The sequence below is a fragment of the Ekhidna sp. genome, assembly GCF_963691765.1.
GTDB lineage: Bacteria > Bacteroidota > Bacteroidia > Cytophagales > Cyclobacteriaceae > Ekhidna.
Map to the genome: position 1 here is coordinate 2,806,739 of NZ_OY829375.1, position 15,762 is coordinate 2,822,500.

The 15,762-nt window shown below is 37.1% G+C and carries 14 protein-coding genes and 1 tRNA gene (1 of these 15 running past the window's edge); 11 read left to right on the forward strand and 4 right to left on the reverse strand.

Going from position 1 to position 15,762, the window contains the following annotated elements; genetic code table 11:
- The first annotated feature begins 11 nt into the window (after positions 1-11).
- The 7 genes from ACY650_RS12710 to ACY650_RS12740 all read left to right on the forward strand — a co-directional run bounded on the left by ACY650_RS12710 (position 12) and on the right by ACY650_RS12740 (position 8,780).
- Positions 12-1,451 carry a RagB/SusD family nutrient uptake outer membrane protein gene (locus ACY650_RS12710; protein ID WP_462248006.1) on the forward strand — a complete coding sequence of 480 codons (1,440 nt, stop codon included), beginning with the start codon at positions 12-14 and terminating at the stop codon, positions 1,449-1,451.
- Positions 1,452-1,466: 15 nt separating this feature from the next.
- The gene (locus ACY650_RS12715; RefSeq protein WP_462248008.1) at positions 1,467-2,402 is read left to right on the forward strand and encodes a hypothetical protein; all 936 of its coding nucleotides are present in this window, start codon (positions 1,467-1,469) and stop codon (positions 2,400-2,402) included.
- Between the two features lies 1 nt (position 2,403).
- Positions 2,404-4,338 carry a fasciclin domain-containing protein gene (locus ACY650_RS12720; protein WP_462248010.1) on the forward strand — a complete coding sequence of 645 codons (1,935 nt, stop codon included), beginning with the start codon at positions 2,404-2,406 and terminating at the stop codon, positions 4,336-4,338.
- A 69-nt stretch (positions 4,339-4,407) separates the two neighbouring features.
- Positions 4,408-6,639 (forward strand): zinc-dependent metalloprotease, encoded by a 2,232-nt coding sequence (locus ACY650_RS12725; RefSeq protein ID WP_462248011.1) that lies wholly within the window; start codon positions 4,408-4,410, stop codon positions 6,637-6,639.
- Positions 6,640-6,650: 11 nt separating this feature from the next.
- Positions 6,651-7,325, forward strand: coding sequence for a hypothetical protein (locus ACY650_RS12730; protein WP_462248013.1), 675 nt, complete (start codon positions 6,651-6,653; stop codon positions 7,323-7,325).
- 82 nt (positions 7,326-7,407) lie between these two features.
- Positions 7,408-7,830, forward strand: a complete 423-nt coding sequence (locus ACY650_RS12735; RefSeq protein ID WP_462248015.1) for a 6-pyruvoyl trahydropterin synthase family protein — start codon at positions 7,408-7,410, stop codon at positions 7,828-7,830.
- Positions 7,827-8,780 (forward strand): hypothetical protein, encoded by a 954-nt coding sequence (locus ACY650_RS12740; protein WP_462248017.1) that lies wholly within the window; start codon positions 7,827-7,829, stop codon positions 8,778-8,780. The genes ACY650_RS12735 and ACY650_RS12740 overlap by 4 nt, the downstream gene beginning before the upstream one ends.
- Here ACY650_RS12740 and clpX read toward each other — a convergent pair.
- The 4 genes from clpX to ACY650_RS12760 form a co-directional block, all read right to left on the reverse strand.
- Positions 8,777-10,006: an ATP-dependent Clp protease ATP-binding subunit ClpX gene (clpX, locus tag ACY650_RS12745; protein ID WP_462248018.1), complete on the reverse strand. Its 1,230-nt coding sequence runs from the start codon at positions 10,004-10,006 to the stop codon at positions 8,777-8,779. The two genes, ACY650_RS12740 and clpX, sit on opposite strands and share 4 nt — an antisense overlap.
- Before the next feature lie 5 nt (positions 10,007-10,011).
- Positions 10,012-10,680, reverse strand: coding sequence for a ClpP family protease (locus tag ACY650_RS12750; RefSeq protein ID WP_462248019.1), 669 nt, complete (start codon positions 10,678-10,680; stop codon positions 10,012-10,014).
- Between the two features lie 90 nt (positions 10,681-10,770).
- Positions 10,771-12,087, reverse strand: a complete 1,317-nt coding sequence (locus ACY650_RS12755) for a trigger factor (RefSeq protein ID WP_462248020.1) — start codon at positions 12,085-12,087, stop codon at positions 10,771-10,773.
- An 83-nt stretch (positions 12,088-12,170) separates the two neighbouring features.
- Positions 12,171-12,252, reverse strand: a tRNA-Leu gene (locus ACY650_RS12760).
- Positions 12,253-12,349: 97 nt separating this feature from the next.
- Here ACY650_RS12760 and ACY650_RS12765 point away from each other — a divergent pair.
- The 4 genes in view from ACY650_RS12765 to ACY650_RS12780 are tightly spaced (at most 39 nt apart) and all read left to right on the forward strand, a layout consistent with a single transcriptional unit that may run on beyond the window.
- The gene (locus ACY650_RS12765) at positions 12,350-14,554 is read left to right on the forward strand and encodes a RelA/SpoT family protein (protein WP_462248021.1); all 2,205 of its coding nucleotides are present in this window, start codon (positions 12,350-12,352) and stop codon (positions 14,552-14,554) included.
- 39 nt (positions 14,555-14,593) lie between these two features.
- Positions 14,594-15,058, forward strand: coding sequence for a Fur family transcriptional regulator (locus ACY650_RS12770; RefSeq protein ID WP_462248022.1), 465 nt, complete (start codon positions 14,594-14,596; stop codon positions 15,056-15,058).
- Positions 15,059-15,063: 5 nt separating this feature from the next.
- On the forward strand, positions 15,064-15,402 hold the full coding sequence (locus ACY650_RS12775) for an STAS domain-containing protein (protein ID WP_462248023.1): 339 nt from the start codon (positions 15,064-15,066) through the stop codon (positions 15,400-15,402).
- Between the two features lie 5 nt (positions 15,403-15,407).
- Positions 15,408-15,762, forward strand: partial view of an adenylosuccinate synthase gene (locus ACY650_RS12780; RefSeq protein WP_462248024.1) — the 5' portion only. Its footprint extends 911 nt past the window's final position; the window shows 355 of its 1,266 coding nt (coding positions 1-355); it begins with the start codon at positions 15,408-15,410; its stop codon lies beyond the right edge, outside the window.

The following is a 15,762-nucleotide window of genomic DNA, read 5'->3' on the forward strand; positions in this document are numbered from 1 at the left end:
AAATTATGAAAATGAATAAATATATTTTTCTAGGTTTCATTGCGCTTACTTTAAGCTGTAATGAGGCTATAGATATAGACCAAGTTGGAAGACTGAGCGCTGACGCTGCCTTCCAAGATGTCACAGATTTGGAGTCTGGTATATTAGGTACGTACAATCAGTTTGATTACACACCTTCAATCCAATGGGCTTCTAACTTCACAGATGAAATCGCAATCGGTCCTGACAATGGAGGACAAGGTGTTGCGGTATATTCTGGAATCGTAAATACAGGTTCTGCTGTTACTTCTTCGTTATGGCAGACATATTATGATGCATTAAACTCTGCTAATAGAGTTATTGCTGCTGCTGAATTGATCACTCCAGATGAAGCTGATCAAGATGCATACAATAATGTTATTGGTGAAGCTTATGCACTTCGTGCTTGGGCGTTATTCGAATTGTGGTCATACTATACTACTGATTACACTGACGGATCTGCGCTTTCTGCATTACTACTAAACTTTGTGCCAGAAACTTCTACGCAATTGCCTCGTGCAACTAGCGCGGAGTTCTTGACTCAAATTGATGCGGATTTGACTACTGCTGCTGGTTTACTAACAGTTGACGCAAGTGCGACTAGAGTAAGTCAGGATTTCGTTACTGCACTAACTGCAAAGGTTGCTGTTTATACGGAGGATTATGCTGCTGCTGACGCTGCTGCTGCTAGCTTGCTAGCTGACTATCCGATAGCAGATGCTGACCAGTTCGAAGCAATGTGGGATGATGCAGATAACACTGAGGTTATCTTTAAGCTTGAAAGAGCTGTTGGTGATCCTTACGATGGTCAAGGTGCTACTGGAAGTGCTTTCGCAGGAGGATGGGCTGGTGCAAACTACGCTTTCGTAAATCCTACTGTTGATGGTTCTCCTTATTTCGTAGCTAGTTCAGATCTATTTGCTTTAATGGCAGAGGGAGATGTTAGAAGAGAGGTTTACATTGATGAGTCAGCTGCTCCAGATTATGCTGTACTTCCTGTAGGAAAGTACCCTGGTTCTGGTGGACAGCCACTACTTAATGACCTTAAAATCTTTAGATCAGCTGATATGCTTCTAATTAGAGCTGAAGCTGCTGCTTCTAACAATCAATTCGGTCAGGTAAATACATTCATTAACGAACTAAGAGGTGCTAGAGGTGCTTCTACAGATGTCAATGTTTCTACAAGAGCCAACGCATTTGCAGCGATCCTTCAAGAAAGAAGAATCGAATTTGCATTTGAAGGTCACAGATACAGAGATATGAAAAGGTTAGGCCCAAAAGCGGGTGTTAATGTTGTAAGACCTAATAGCGAGTGTGCAAACTTTGGACTTTGCGAAATCAATAATGATGACTTTAGGTTCACGTTACCTATTCCATTATTTGAATTAGATGCAAACCCTGCTATCACAACGCAGAATCCTGGTTACGAATAATAAATATGACTAGATATGAAAGAATATAATTTTTTAAATAAAATATTCCTTGTTCTCATTCTTGCAGTCGCTGTTATTGCTTGTGAGGAAAAGGATGCTGGTGAGTTGGTGAATGCTGAGTTGACAGGTGCAACTAGGGTTTACCTAGATCCTGCCAACGCTTCACAAGTAAGTGAAACATCGAATGTTGTTTCTTCTGGTGATGGAACAACTTCGGTAACAGGTGAAAATACTGTTGAGATTGCTGTTATTAGAACAGGAACGGACTTCAGTTCTGAAGCAACAGTTGGATTTACTGCAACTACTACTTACGCTGTAACTTCTGACTTCTTTGATGAAGGAGATGATGCTTCAGGTACAGTTACTTTCAGTAATGAAGGTACTATTACAATACCTGCAGGTCAATCAAGAGGTTTCGTTGTTGTAGCAATTGCGGATGACGTTGTAGCTACTGGTGACAGAGTTATAAATGTAACCTTGACTGACACCAGTGCTGGTGAGTTAGGATTAAATGATGCTACTCCATTCACTACTTTAGCATTAACAATTATCGATGATGATTGTCCGATTGCTATTGCTGATTGGGTAGGTGTATACGATGTAGATGAAAACTTTACAGATGGTGTGAATGCTCCATTTGGACTTGCAGATTTCTTCGGTGAGTCTTATCAAGTTGAAATCGCATTAGATCCTACAGATAACACAGGTACTAAGGTTGTTATTACTAACTCTGCCGGGTTCAATCAGTATTTCAATGATGGTCTTGTAATGACTTTCTTGACATGCCCTGGACAAGTATCTTTCAGTGAGCCTGCACCTAATGTTGCACTTTTCAGAGATTACGCTTTCGAAACTTCGAGTTATAACGAAGGTAATTTCTCCATTAAGTGTGAAGGTCCTTTGGCAACATTTGGGCCATACCAATTCACTTTAACAAAGCAAGCAGAATAATATGAAGAAGTTAAAATATATTGTCGCAGTTGCACTCCTTGTAGTATTGAGTGCGTGCGGAGATGATAAAAGTAGCCCAAGTGCTATTCAGTATGCTGGAAATGCAGAGGGACTTTTTACTGAAGGTAGAATTTCTGATGTAGATCTTTTTTATGCTGCACTTGTGAAGACTGGTCTTGATTCAAGACTATCTGATGAGTCAACAGAAAGAACTTATCTAGCATTAGATAATTCTGCAATGCAAGCAGCCCTTCAAAATGGAGGTTTCTTGACTGTAGAAGCTGCAGATGTAGATTTCCTTACAACACTGATCGATAATCATACCTTCAGTGGTATGATGACAGAAGATCAATTGACTAAGCAAAATCTGACAACTGAAGGTGGTGAACTTGTATATGTTTCTGAAGGTGGATTCTTCAACGCACAAGGAGCTATTTCTGTAGGTACTAATTGGAGTACAAACGGAATCGTTCACGTGTTGAGCTTCCCGATTCTAGATTTCCCTCAGGATAACATTGCTACAATAGTTGCAAATGCTGCTGCTGATGCGACTACTCCTGAGTTTACTATACTAAATGCAGCACTACAGGCTACAGGTCTTGATGCTACATTAAGTGGAACTACTGAGTTTACAGTATTTGCTCCAACCGATGCAGCTTTCGCTGCTGCTGGTTTCGCTGATTTTGCGACATTAGATGCCGCTACTACTGATGAAGAACTTACTGAGATTCTTCAAAATCATGTGGTTGCTGGTAGATTCTTAACGCTTGATCTTGCAGACAGCAGAGTATATACTGCTAATGGTGGTGCAGGAACTGCTAGAGGTTTTGATTTAGATGTTGAGCCTGGTACTGCTTCTGTAGAGATTCCTGGTGGATCTACTTCTGATTCAGAAACTGTTAACTCTTTAGCTACGAACGGTACTATTCATATCGTTGATAATGTACTTTTCCCTGAAGCTTATGTTTATGAAGCATTAGGAAATACAGTAGCTGTTGATGATCCTAATGGTGTACAAGGCTTCTTTGGAGCTTTCTTCACTGCTATGGATGCATCTACATTCGATTATGCTACATTATTAAGTGGTGATGCAGATGGCGAGACAGCTTACTCTGTAATCGCACCATTCGGATATGCTGGTGGTTCTACTCAAGCAGAGTTGGATCAATACATCTTTGAAGGTGATGTGGATTTTTCAGGTTCAACAGGAACTAGAGTTACTGCTATTGGAGGTGGTTCTTATTTCATCGCTTCAACTGAAGCTATTGATTCTGATGCAATCTCTGTTTACGGTGAAACTGGAAACGTAACTATCGCTGCTACTTGTGGTGGTGATGCATGTATTCAGGATGCTGAAACGTATGCTGGTAGCGTGACAATGTTAGGTGGAACAGGCTTGATTCCTCTTCCTGAAATGGATATTGTTAGCGTATACGATGCAGACGTTGCTGCGACACCTGCAAATGATACATTATCTCTATTTATGGCTTCTTTGACATTCTTAGAGCTTGATAGTCTTGATGGTGTTACATATTTAGCTGTTCAGGATAGTGACTTAGAAGCTGACTTTAGAACTGCACTAACGAACGGTGGAACAGTTGATGAAAGTACAATAGCAGCTGGTGATTTTGCTGATTTAATTGCAAATATTGATGCTGTTGATGTTGCTACTTTGCAAGCAGTAATTGATCGTCACATCATTACTTCGTTGTTATTCGGACTGGATTTAGAGGAAGGTCTTGAATTATCAACTAGAGATGGTGGTACATTACGATTAGTAACTGTAACAGCTGATGATGGTACAAATGTGACTAGTCAGTTTGGATTTTTAACTGATGATGGTGATGATGTAGCTGCAATTTCTCCAGCAAATGCTGATGTTACAGCTATAAATGGAGTGTTGCATACGTTAACTACTCCTCTACCGGAACAATAGATAATAAATAATTGTTAAAAAGGGCCATAGTAGATTATGGCCCTTTTTTTGATTTTAGACTTTAGTATTATGATGAGGTTAGGTTTTAAAGTTTTATTATTAGTTACTTGTTTCAGTTTGATCGGACAAACTTCCCCTGATCTGGGGTGTGGTACCGAAGCAACGCAAGAGCAGATTGATTTCATGAATTCTTTTAGTAGAGTTCGTACTTCTCCCTCAAATAGAGCTGTAAATAATTTCGCACCTGTTAGAGTGCCCGTACAGTTCTTTTTATTAAGAAATTCAGATAATAGCGGTGGTTTAGAGACATCTAGAACTGCTAGTCTTATCGACGAAGTTAACGATATCTATGCTGCAGCAGGGATGACATTTTTTGAGGTAAGTGATCCGATTATCGTTGCAAATGATAACTTTTATAACTTGGATAGCTCTCAAGAAAATGAACTTGCTGCCTCAAGAGATAAGCCAGGTGTTATTAACATTTATGTATCAAACAATTTAACAAGTGGTGGATCTCAACTCTGTGGATACACAAGATTCCCTCCAAGTGCTGATCGTGTTTTCTTAGCTACGGCTTGTGCAGATAATGAATTCGGCACAACTGCCCATGAATTAGGTCATTACTTCACGCTATATCATACACATGGTAAGACCAATAATGGAACCACAGATGAATTAGTAACTCGTGGTGCTGGTGCAAATTGTACAGTGGCTGGAGATGATCTTTGCGATACAGCAGCAGATCCTAATTTATCAGGACAAGTAAGCGGTTGTTCTTATACCGGCTCTGCAGTAGATGCAAATGGACAGGCTTTTGGCCCTGATCCAAGTAACATAATGTCATATGCACCAAACAGTTGTAGGACTTCAATGTCTGCCGGTCAATTCGAAAGAATTAGAGACGGCATGGAGCAAGGAAGAAATTACTTAAATCTTATTTATGAAAATTTCACCGCTGCATTTGTATCAGATGTAAGAGTGGGATGCGCTCCTTTGATAGTAAAATTTACAGATGAGACATCAACTGGCTCTTCGAGAAATTGGAGTTTCCCTGGAAGCGATAAAGAATCTTCAACTGCAAGAAACGTATTTGTTACATATGATGAACCTGGATTTTATGACGTCACATTGACTGTAACGAATGATTCTGGTGAGGAGTCAATTATTACTCGTGAAAATTACATCCTCGTAAAAGATCCTTTTGAGAATCTTATTCAAGATACTACTTTGAATACCTTCAATGTTGAGGATATCCCGAGCAAATGGACTATTGATAATGACGATTCGGGTACTTCGTGGGAATACAATAGCAGTTCTGTAGATGAAGGTAGTGGTTCTTATTTTGTGAATAATTACAATTATGGTGCTGAATTGCTCCCTCAGTATGATGACTTAAATCTTAGTTCAATTGATCTTAACGATATAAATTCTTTGACCATTGAGTTCTCATATGCTTATACACATAGCATTTTTGAAGATGGCGTTAGCGTACTAGCTTATGATACACTACTCATAGGCTATAAGTTAGATTGTGATCAGGAAATAAATCAGCTTGAAAAAATTGGTGGTGAGGAACTTAGGACGACTTCTGCCGGTAGCAATATTTTCTTTATTCCCACAGACGATGAGTGGTCAACAATATCTACCACAATTGTAAAAACTGATATTTCCGGATATAAGGATTTGTCGTCGATTACACCTGTAATACAAAGTCAGAGTGGTAATGGAAATAATCTATACATAGACCGTGTTCACGTAATACCTGATTTCTCACTGGATTCATTAGAATTTTTTAGAGGGAAATTCGAAAATGAAGGTGTTCTTCTTCGTTGGGCCAATTCTGCTGTGAATAGTAGAAGTGTAATTATCGAAAGAAGCATAGATAATGGAGCGTTTGAAGAACTCGTTACACTGGATCCATCACAAACAGAATACACTGATACGGACTTTACAATTGAAGAAGTAGAGTCAATTCGGTATAGAGGAAGAAATGTAAATAGTGTAGGCGAATCTTCTTTATCTGAAATAGCTGAAGTAACTCCAGTTCTTACAAGTACAGTTGAAAAAAATAATTTTAAAGTTTATCCAAACCCTACCAAGGGGAATATTTCTGTTGTAACTGAAATTAATTCAGTTTATAGTATTGAGATAATGGATTTAAGCGGAAGAGTTGTTAAGAAGGTAGAAACAAACCAAAATGAGACGCAGGTTGACTTATCTTCTTTAGAAGGTGGCCTGTTTTTTGTTAGAGTTAATGACGGTAGAAGTACTACCTTAAGAAAAATTGTTAAACTGGACTGAAGAGGAATAAAATGATAAAAACCAGAATATTCACTATTGCACTTTTATTGATATCAATCATTTCAAATGCCCAAGATGGCAGAATAGGTGATATACTTGATCCTAACCGTAACAATCGCGGTTTGTGGGAGTCTGGAAGCGCCGAAGATATTAAAGGCAGCCCGTACTTTTTTGATGACTGGTATGTCGGAGAGATTAAAACCAAATTGGGTAGTGTATATCCAAATGTAAAAATCAAATATGCTCCATATACAGATCAATTATTCTTTTTAACCGAAGATGGTGATGAAAGAGCAATTGCCAGAGAAAAAGTGCACTATTTTCAATTTAATGATGAGCTTGGAAAAAGCTACTTGTTTGAACATATTCCTTATCAGGGCTATCTTCTTAGAATAACTAAATCTGAGAATATTACGCTGTATAAGAAAATTGAGAAAACAATTAAGGAAGCTCCTGAAAATAATGGCTACAATGCTTCTTCAGGTAAAGCGGAATTTATCGAGTCAAGAGTGTATTACATTCAGACGAATTCAATTGTAGAACCTATTCCGAGTAAAAATGATTATGTTGAGCTTTTCCCTGATAAGAAGAGTGAAATCATGAATTTCATCAAGAAAAACAAAGTGAAATTTAAAAAGGACGAGAAGATGATTGATCTAGTTAAGTTCACTCAATCACTGATTTAAGAATTATAAGATTTAGAAATATTTATAACTAAGCCCTTCTAAGAAGGGCTTTTTTATTTCTTATCGCGCATATCTTTGTAACATGTTAGTTGTCTATAGGAAAGAGCATTTTAATGCAGCACATAAGCTATATAACCCAAATTGGTCTGAAGAGAAAAATATAGAAGTATTTGGGCCATGTGCGAATGAAAATTGGCATGGGCATAACTTTGAATTAATTGTAGGAGTAAAAGGTCTGCCAGATTCAGAAACCGGCTTCGTTATCGATCTTAAGCAACTTAGCAACTTAATTAAGACTGAGATTATTGATAAGGTCGATCACAAAAATCTTAATCTTGATGTGCCGTTTATGAAAGATAAGATGGCAAGCTGTGAAAATTTAATTTTGGAGTTTTGGAAAATATTAGAACCTGGAATTTCGCGAATTGCTCCAAAAGCAAAGCTCTATCACTTAAGACTTTATGAAACACCAAGAAACTTCGTCGACTATTACGGAGATCAATGAGATATCTTGTCAATATTACTTCTGAGGTTGCTGTCGAGTATGCATCATTACTTCTTTCTGAAATATTAAGATTTGATGTCAGGGCAGAAATAGATTTGAACCAATCAGGTCAGGTTATTTCCTACGAAGAAGCCGATCTAAAGTGCTCGAAAAAACCTATTAAGAAAAGCAAATTGAAAAGAAGCTATGATCTTATTCTAGTGATAGGGGATGATTTTAATAATGCTTTTCTTTCGGATTGTAAAAAGTGTTTTATTCAAGTCACTACTAATTTTAAAGAAGGAAAGAAGATTAACATTAAGGCATTGAATTCATTTGATCGAGTATATACTGATCTTCCTTCGTATTCTAAGAAAAATATTCATATTGGTCATTTTTTTAATGACGTTATTCGAAAACACAACTTCGAGGAACAAACATCTGATCTTCCAGTAATTGGAATATCATTGACTAGTAAGAGAAACTTAGACAAAGTAGCCAAACTTGTTAGGGAAGCTTCCCGAAAAGTAGATTGCACTTGGTCCATTTATAGAAATGGAATAGATATAAATAAACTTCAAAATCTTGAAAAGGTAGATTTTGTATCCAGTCAATTGGATCAATTGAAAAATTCTGCTATTTGTATAGTGGATTCTGAATTGAATTCCATTGCATCAACCCTTTTAAATTGTCCTCAAATAACAATCTCCAGCAATATTGGTTTTTTAGGATTAAGAAAATCAAAGGCATTAATTATTAACGAGCTGCTTGATGAGGGCTTGCTGAGAAGCTTTTCTTCAAACCAAATTGAAGATATTATTGATGAAATACAATTGATTTTAAACGATCATGAATATTGCGCATCAATGCTTACGGCATATCAACGTTTCAAAGAAAAAGTGGGAACAGGACCAGTAATTAGAGAAACTGCGCGTGATATTGTAGAATGGATAGAAGAAGATGTGGCTTAAGCTGCTCTAAGCTTATTGAACTTAGATTTTTCAAACTTCTCCGCAGCATAAGCTCTATCAATCACCATTTCTTTAATCTCTTTATTAGATGGTAATTCAAACATCGCATCAGTTACGATAGCCTCACAGATAGATCTTAATCCACGAGCACCCAGTTTGAATTCCATGGCTTTCTCTACAATGTAATCCAAAGCATCGTCCTGAAGTTCTAACTTCACATCTTCCATGTCGAATAACTTCGTGTATTGTTTTACTAGTGCATTCTTAGGAGCTGTAAGGATTTGTTTCAGAGCCTCATTGTTTAATGGATCAAGGTGTGTTAAAACAGGAAGACGTCCTATCAATTCAGGAATCAGACCAAAACTCTTAATGTCTTGCGCAGTGATATATTGAAGCAAGTTTTCCTTGTCAATAACACCAGAGTTGAATTCATTATCGTTAGCAAATCCAATTGGTCGGGTGTTTAATCTATTAGCAATATGTCTTTCTATTCCATCGAAGGCACCACCACATATAAATAGGATGTTTTCAGTATTTACGTTGATCATTTTTTGATCTGGATGCTTTCTACCACCTTGAGGTGGGACATTTACTGTCGTTCCTTCTAACAATTTCAGTAGTGCTTGTTGAACTCCTTCGCCACTTACATCTCGAGTTATAGATGGGTTGTCAGACTTTCGCGCAATCTTATCAATTTCGTCTATGTAAACGATGCCTCTTTCTGCAGCTTCTACATCATAATTAGCAGACTGAAGTAATCGAGTTAGAATACTTTCTACATCTTCACCTACATACCCCGCCTCAGTCAATACAGTAGCGTCTGCAATACAAAAAGGAACTTGAAGGATTTTGGCGAGCGTTCTTGCAAGATAAGTTTTACCTGTACCAGTTTGCCCTACCATAATGATGTTAGATTTTTCAATCACCACATCATCTTTATCATCCTTTTGCATCAATCGTTTGTAGTGATTGTAAACTGCAACCGAGATGAATTTCTTTGCTTCATCTTGACCTATAACAAACTCATCAAGATGCGATTTCATATCCGCAGGCTTGATGAGCTTAAAGTTTGGACTTTCATTCTCAGACGTAGTTTTTAGTTCTTCATTCAATATCTGCTGAGCCTGAGCAATACACTTATCACAGATGTGTGCATGTATTCCAGAGATCATTAGATCTACATCTTTCTTATTTCTACCGCAAAAACTACAAGTAACCTGAGCCATGATTTTTAATTTTTCACTAACACCTCATCAATGAGGCCATATTCTTTTGCTTCAGACGCACGCATCCAATAGTCACGATCTGAATCTTGTTCAATATCCTTAAGAGATTTTCCTGAATGTTTTGACAAGATATTATAAAGATCCTTTCTAAGCTCTTGCATTTGCTTTAGCGTAATCTCCATATCTCTTGATTGACCCTGCATTCCTCCACTTGGTTGGTGTATCATAACTCTTGCGTGTGGTAGAGCTGATCTTTTTCCTGGAGCACCACCTGATAATAATACCGCACCCATCGAAGCAGCCATACCGGTACAAATAGTAGCAACATCTGGATTTACGTACTGCATAGTGTCGTACATCCCAAGTCCTGCATAAACAGAACCCCCAGGGCTATTTACATATAGGAGTATATCTTTTTTAGAATCAACAGATTCGAGGAATAACAGTTGTGCAGTGATAATGTTTGCAATGTTTTCCTCTACCTGCATTCCGAGAAATATGATTCGATCCATTATGAGTCTAGAAAACACATCAATTTCTCTGAAATTTGTTGGTCTTTCTTCGATTACTGCTCGCGTCATGTTTTCAACATGTTGAACGTAACTGTCGACGGTTGAACCGCTTATATTTTGCCCTTTAACGGCGAATTTTCTGAATTCCTCAGTATTTATCATTTCAATAAGTTAAAGTATAAGGTGTAAAAATAAAAAAGTCCTAGTTACAGGACTCTTTCAAAACTCAAAATGATATCATTTGGTTCAAAATCACAGTTTTCTAAATTCATCAAGAGATACTGTCTTCTCTTTAACTGTCACTTCGTTTTTCACATGATCAAGTACTTTGTTAGACTGTACTTGATTGAAAACCTTCATGTAATTCTCACCATTCTCACCTTGCAGGTAATTGTCAGCGAATGTATCTAATTGATCATCCATCTGATTTCCCATTCCAGAACCAGCAAATTGTTTCTTTATTAGTTCTTTCGCCTCATTTGTCACGTCCTCGTGCTCAACCTTTATTTCCTGGCTCTTAACTATTTGATTTCGAATCAATGACCACTTTAACTCTTTCGAGTATGCTTCATATTCTAACTCCATAAGTTCTGGAGTGATATTCTCATTGGTTCTTATCAACCATTTCTTCAAGAATTCGTCAGGTAAGCTGATTTTAGCAGATTCTGTTAATTTCTCTCTTACTTGATGATCGAAAAATTTATCTGATTCAGCTGTATAATTCTGTGTTACAATTTCTTTCACACGATCACGAAATCCTGCTTCATCCTTTATAGTATCCTTACCAAAGGTTTTATCGAAGAGCTCTTGATTAACTGGAGCAAGTTTGTGATGATTGATTGCTTTGAGGGTAAATGACAACTTCTTCAATTTCTTGAATTCCTCGTCATTTAATCTTAATTGATTTTTAAGCGCATTTTCATGCTTAAAGCTTTTCTTTGGATCTATTTCCACTTCAGCACCATTCTTGATCCCTACCATTTTCTTTAAAGCGCTTTTTTCTAAATCTCTGAGGTCTATGCTGATTTCCTGATCCAGTTCGCCATCTTTTGATTTAACCTGTCCGTAAAGTGTATCTTTCTCAGACGAAACCTCAGGATTCTCCGTCTCACCAAATTGACGCTGTAAGTTTTCAATTGTTTCATCGATCACTTTATCGTCTACATTAATGAAGTATTTGTCAAGCTTTACCTTCTTGTCAACTTTTACATCGAAATCATCGGCAAATCCTATTTCATATTGAAATTCAAAAGATTCTTGATTTTCCCAATCAAACTCCTGATCAGTTTCTACCGGAAGCGGTTCGCCAAGAAATTGAGTTTCGCCTTCTCTTAAGTAAGCATTTAACTTTTCAGATACCAACTTGTTGATTTCATCAACTATTAGTGCATTGCCATACATCTTTTTGATCATGCCAGTAGGTACTTTACCTTGACGAAATCCTTTAATGTTAGCAGTCTTGCTGTACTCTTTGATTTTTTGATCTACACCAGGTTGAAAATCAGATCTGTTTACGCTAATTTTAATTACACCTTGTGTTTTTTCTATTTTGTCAAAAGTTATATCCAACGTACTATTGTTTGGTGTTTATAAAATAAAAACCCTCTTACTCGTCCCGTTTATCGGGTCTCGGAAAGAGGGTTGTTTTTCAGTGCGGATGGAGGGACTCGAACCCCCATGCCTCGCGGCGCTAGATCCTAAGTCTAGTGCGTCTACCAATTTCGCCACATCCGCAGTTTTCGTTGCCAGAACTTTTTCTTGCTCTGAAAATCGGATTGCAAAAGTAGGTAATATTTTTGATTCAACAAGGGATTAATTTTGTAAAATTATTATGGTCGTAGAGGAAGATTTAGAATCAGAAAAAAAAGAGATAATAAGACGCTATAGGCGATTGCTTAGAAAAGCCAAACCTATTCTTAAGGAAGGCGACGCTAAACTTATTAAAAAAGCCTTTTACACATCCATGGAAGCTCATAGTGGAATGCGTAGAAGATCAGGAGAGCCTTATATTTTTCATCCACTGGAGGTAGCAGAGATTTGTATTTCAGAAATAGGTCTTGGAACTACATCAATAATAGCAGCACTTCTACATGACGTTGTTGAAGATACCGATTATGAATTAGAGGATATAGAAAGGCTATTTGGAAAAAAAGTGGCAGTCATCATTGATGGACTGACTAAAATTTCCGGAGTATTTGATCAGGGGAGTTCTCAACAAGCGGAAAATTTCAGAAAAATGCTGCTCACTCTTTCTGATGATGTAAGGGTGATACTTATAAAACTTGCTGATCGTCTCCATAATATGAGAACCTTGGAAAGTATGCCGAGGAATAAGCAGTTGAAAATTGCGAATGAAACCATTTACTTATATGCACCACTCGCACATAGGCTAGGGCTTTATGCTTTTAAGTCCGAGTTGGAGGATTTATACCTTAAATACTCAGAGCCTGAAGTTTACAATGACATTTCTGGTAAAATCAATGAGACTAAGGATTCAAGAAATAAGTTTATTAGGAATTTCATTCGTCCAATAAAGGATAAACTTAATTCCCTCAATGTTGAATATGAAATAAAGGGAAGGCCTAAATCTATTCATTCAATATGGAATAAGATGAAAAAGCAGAATGTACCCTTCAGCGAGGTGTACGATCTCTTTGCAATTAGAATTATACTTAATGTTCCCTATAAGGATGAAAAGGCGCTTTGTTGGCAAGTTTATTCTTTAGTAACAGACTATTATCAACCAAATCCAGATAGATTAAGAGATTGGATCAGTATTCCAAAGGCAAATGGGTATGAATCTCTTCATACTACAGTAATGAGTGACAAGGGACAGTGGGTAGAAGTTCAGGTCAGAACAACAAGAATGGATGAGATTGCTGAAAAGGGCTACGCAGCTCATTGGAAATATAAAGACGGTAAGTCTTCTGATGAGACTGGTTTGGAAATGTGGATTACCAAAGTTCGAGAGATCTTAGAGCAGAATAATGCCAATGCGATTGAATTTGTTGATGACTTCAGATCGAATTTATATAGCGATGAGGTTTTTGTTTTCACACCTAAAGGAGATTTAAAAACGCTACCACAAGGTGCAACGGCTCTTGATTTCGCATTCGATATCCATACTGAAATTGGAGAACATTGCCTCGGAGCCAAGGTAAATCAGAAGTTAGTTCCTTTAAACTTTGAATTAAAAAATGGAGATCAAGTAGAGATCTTAACTTCAAGTAAGCAGAAGCCTAATGAAAGTTGGCTTCAATATGTTGTAAGCTCAAAAGCCAAATCCAAAATAAAAGATGCACTCAAGGAAGAGCGTAAAGTATTTATAGATGAGGGGCGTGAGATTGTAAAACGCAAACTGAAACAACTGAAAATTGATTATCAGCAAACCGTTCTTGAAGAGATCGCTCACTACTTTAACGTAAAATCCCCATCAGATCTTCTTTATCTTGTTGGTGTTGGGAAAATTGACCACTCCTTAATAAAGTCATTTGTAAAGTCAGAAAGCAAAATCTCAAAAACAGAATCATCTGTTCAGGGAGCCAAGGATGTAGAAGAAAAACTAAGTAGGGTTCGCAAAACTGATAGTGATTTACTGTTGCTGGGAGAGGATCTAGATATTATAGATTACAAATTTGCCAAATGCTGCAATCCGATAGCTGGAGATGATGTGTTTGGATTCGTTACAGTTAGTGATGGAATTAAAATCCACAGGACAACATGTCCTAATGCCGCAGAGCTCCTTTCTAACTATGGCTATCGAATTATAAAGGCTAAATGGGCATCATCAAGAAAGCATTCCTTTGAAGCCACACTTTCTATCATAGGTACAGATCGCTTAGGCTTGGTTAGTGATGTATCCAATATCATATCTGAAGAGTTGAAAGTAAATATGCGATCACTTTCAATTAATACAGAAGGTGGAATTTTTGAAGGGAATATTCGCTTATATGTTGAGGACACCTCACATCTTGATACTTTAGTTAAGAAGTTAGAGAAAGTGAATGGTGTAGTAAAGGTTAGTAGATCCAATTGATTCCAACCTTTTAATAATACCTTAAATTATATTTGCGCTATGCAGGGACAGAACATCATGGATGAGGTAAAGAAAATATTTCAAGCTCATCTTGAGAATAAGAATTTACGTAAGACGCCAGAACGATTTGCAATACTCGAAGAGATTTATGACAGAGAAGGGCACTTTGATGTCGAATCCTTATATGTAAGTATGAAGGATAAGAATTATAGAGTAAGTAGAGCTACTGTATATAATACATTAGATCTACTGGTAGATTGTGATTTGGTGACTAAACATCAGTTTGGTAAAAATTTAGCTCAATTTGAGAGAGCATATGGATTTCGTCAGCATGATCACCTAATTTGCACAGATTGCAATAAAGTTCACGAATTTTGTGATCCAAGAATTCACAACATCCAAACTACCGTTGGTCAACTTTTACAATTCAAAGTAATGCATCACTCGTTGATTCTTTATGCAAGCTGTCAAAAAGAAAATTGCCAAAATAAAATAGCATCTTAAGTTTAATGAAGTATACTCAGGAGATAAACAATAATATTCTCAAGCTAAATTTTGAAGGAGACCTAATAGGAGAAAATAATGGGCCGGAAGTAGTCGAACTAGCAAATGATGCTATAGCTACTGGGGTTACTCATTGTTTATTAAATATTGGTGAGGTTCGATATATAAATAGTAGTGGTATTGGTGTATTAATTACGCTATTAACCAAATTCAGAAATAAGAATGGTGACCTTTATGTAATAAAGCCATCTGACCATGTCAATAAACTCCTTATTATGACTAAACTCCAAGCAATATTTAATATTGTGGAATCAGAAGAAGAAGCACTCCAAAAAATCAAATAATATAAATGTCAAAAGTAGATGTACTCTTAGGTCTTCAGTGGGGAGACGAGGGTAAGGGGAAAGTAGTTGATTTTCTTGCACCAAAATATGATATAGTTGCTCGCTTCCAGGGCGGGCCAAATGCAGGGCATACTTTAGAGTTTGATGGTAAAAAGCATGTGCTTCATCAAATCCCTTCAGGTATCTTTCATCAAGGCATATTAAATATTATTGGAAATGGAGTAGTACTTGATCCGATTGTATTTGAAAGAGAGATTAATGACCTAGAGCCTTTCGGAGTTGATGCTACTAAGACTTTAGTGCTATCGAACAAAGCACAACTAATACTTCCCACGCATAAGCTTATAGATAAAGCACTAG

What these genes read in the sequence shown, in the direction of transcription:
- ACY650_RS12720 (WP_462248010.1), top strand. Translation starts at nt 2,404, where the DNA reads ATGAAGAAGTTAAAATATATTGTCGCAGTTGCACTCCTTGTAGTATTG.
- clpX (WP_462248018.1), bottom strand. Translation starts at nt 10,006, where the DNA reads ATGGCTCAGGTTACTTGTAGTTTTTGCGGTAGAAATAAGAAAGATGTA.
- ACY650_RS12765 (WP_462248021.1), top strand. Translation starts at nt 12,350, where the DNA reads ATGGTCGTAGAGGAAGATTTAGAATCAGAAAAAAAAGAGATAATAAGA.
- ACY650_RS12730 (WP_462248013.1), top strand. Translation starts at nt 6,651, where the DNA reads ATGATAAAAACCAGAATATTCACTATTGCACTTTTATTGATATCAATC.
- ACY650_RS12740 (WP_462248017.1), top strand. Translation starts at nt 7,827, where the DNA reads ATGAGATATCTTGTCAATATTACTTCTGAGGTTGCTGTCGAGTATGCA.
- ACY650_RS12735 (WP_462248015.1), top strand. Translation starts at nt 7,408, where the DNA reads ATGTTAGTTGTCTATAGGAAAGAGCATTTTAATGCAGCACATAAGCTA.
- ACY650_RS12775 (WP_462248023.1), top strand. Translation starts at nt 15,064, where the DNA reads ATGAAGTATACTCAGGAGATAAACAATAATATTCTCAAGCTAAATTTT.
- ACY650_RS12725 (WP_462248011.1), top strand. Translation starts at nt 4,408, where the DNA reads ATGATGAGGTTAGGTTTTAAAGTTTTATTATTAGTTACTTGTTTCAGT.
- ACY650_RS12770 (WP_462248022.1), top strand. Translation starts at nt 14,594, where the DNA reads ATGCAGGGACAGAACATCATGGATGAGGTAAAGAAAATATTTCAAGCT.
- ACY650_RS12715 (WP_462248008.1), top strand. Translation starts at nt 1,467, where the DNA reads ATGAAAGAATATAATTTTTTAAATAAAATATTCCTTGTTCTCATTCTT.
- ACY650_RS12750 (WP_462248019.1), bottom strand. Translation starts at nt 10,680, where the DNA reads ATGATAAATACTGAGGAATTCAGAAAATTCGCCGTTAAAGGGCAAAAT.
- ACY650_RS12710 (WP_462248006.1), top strand. Translation starts at nt 12, where the DNA reads ATGAATAAATATATTTTTCTAGGTTTCATTGCGCTTACTTTAAGCTGT.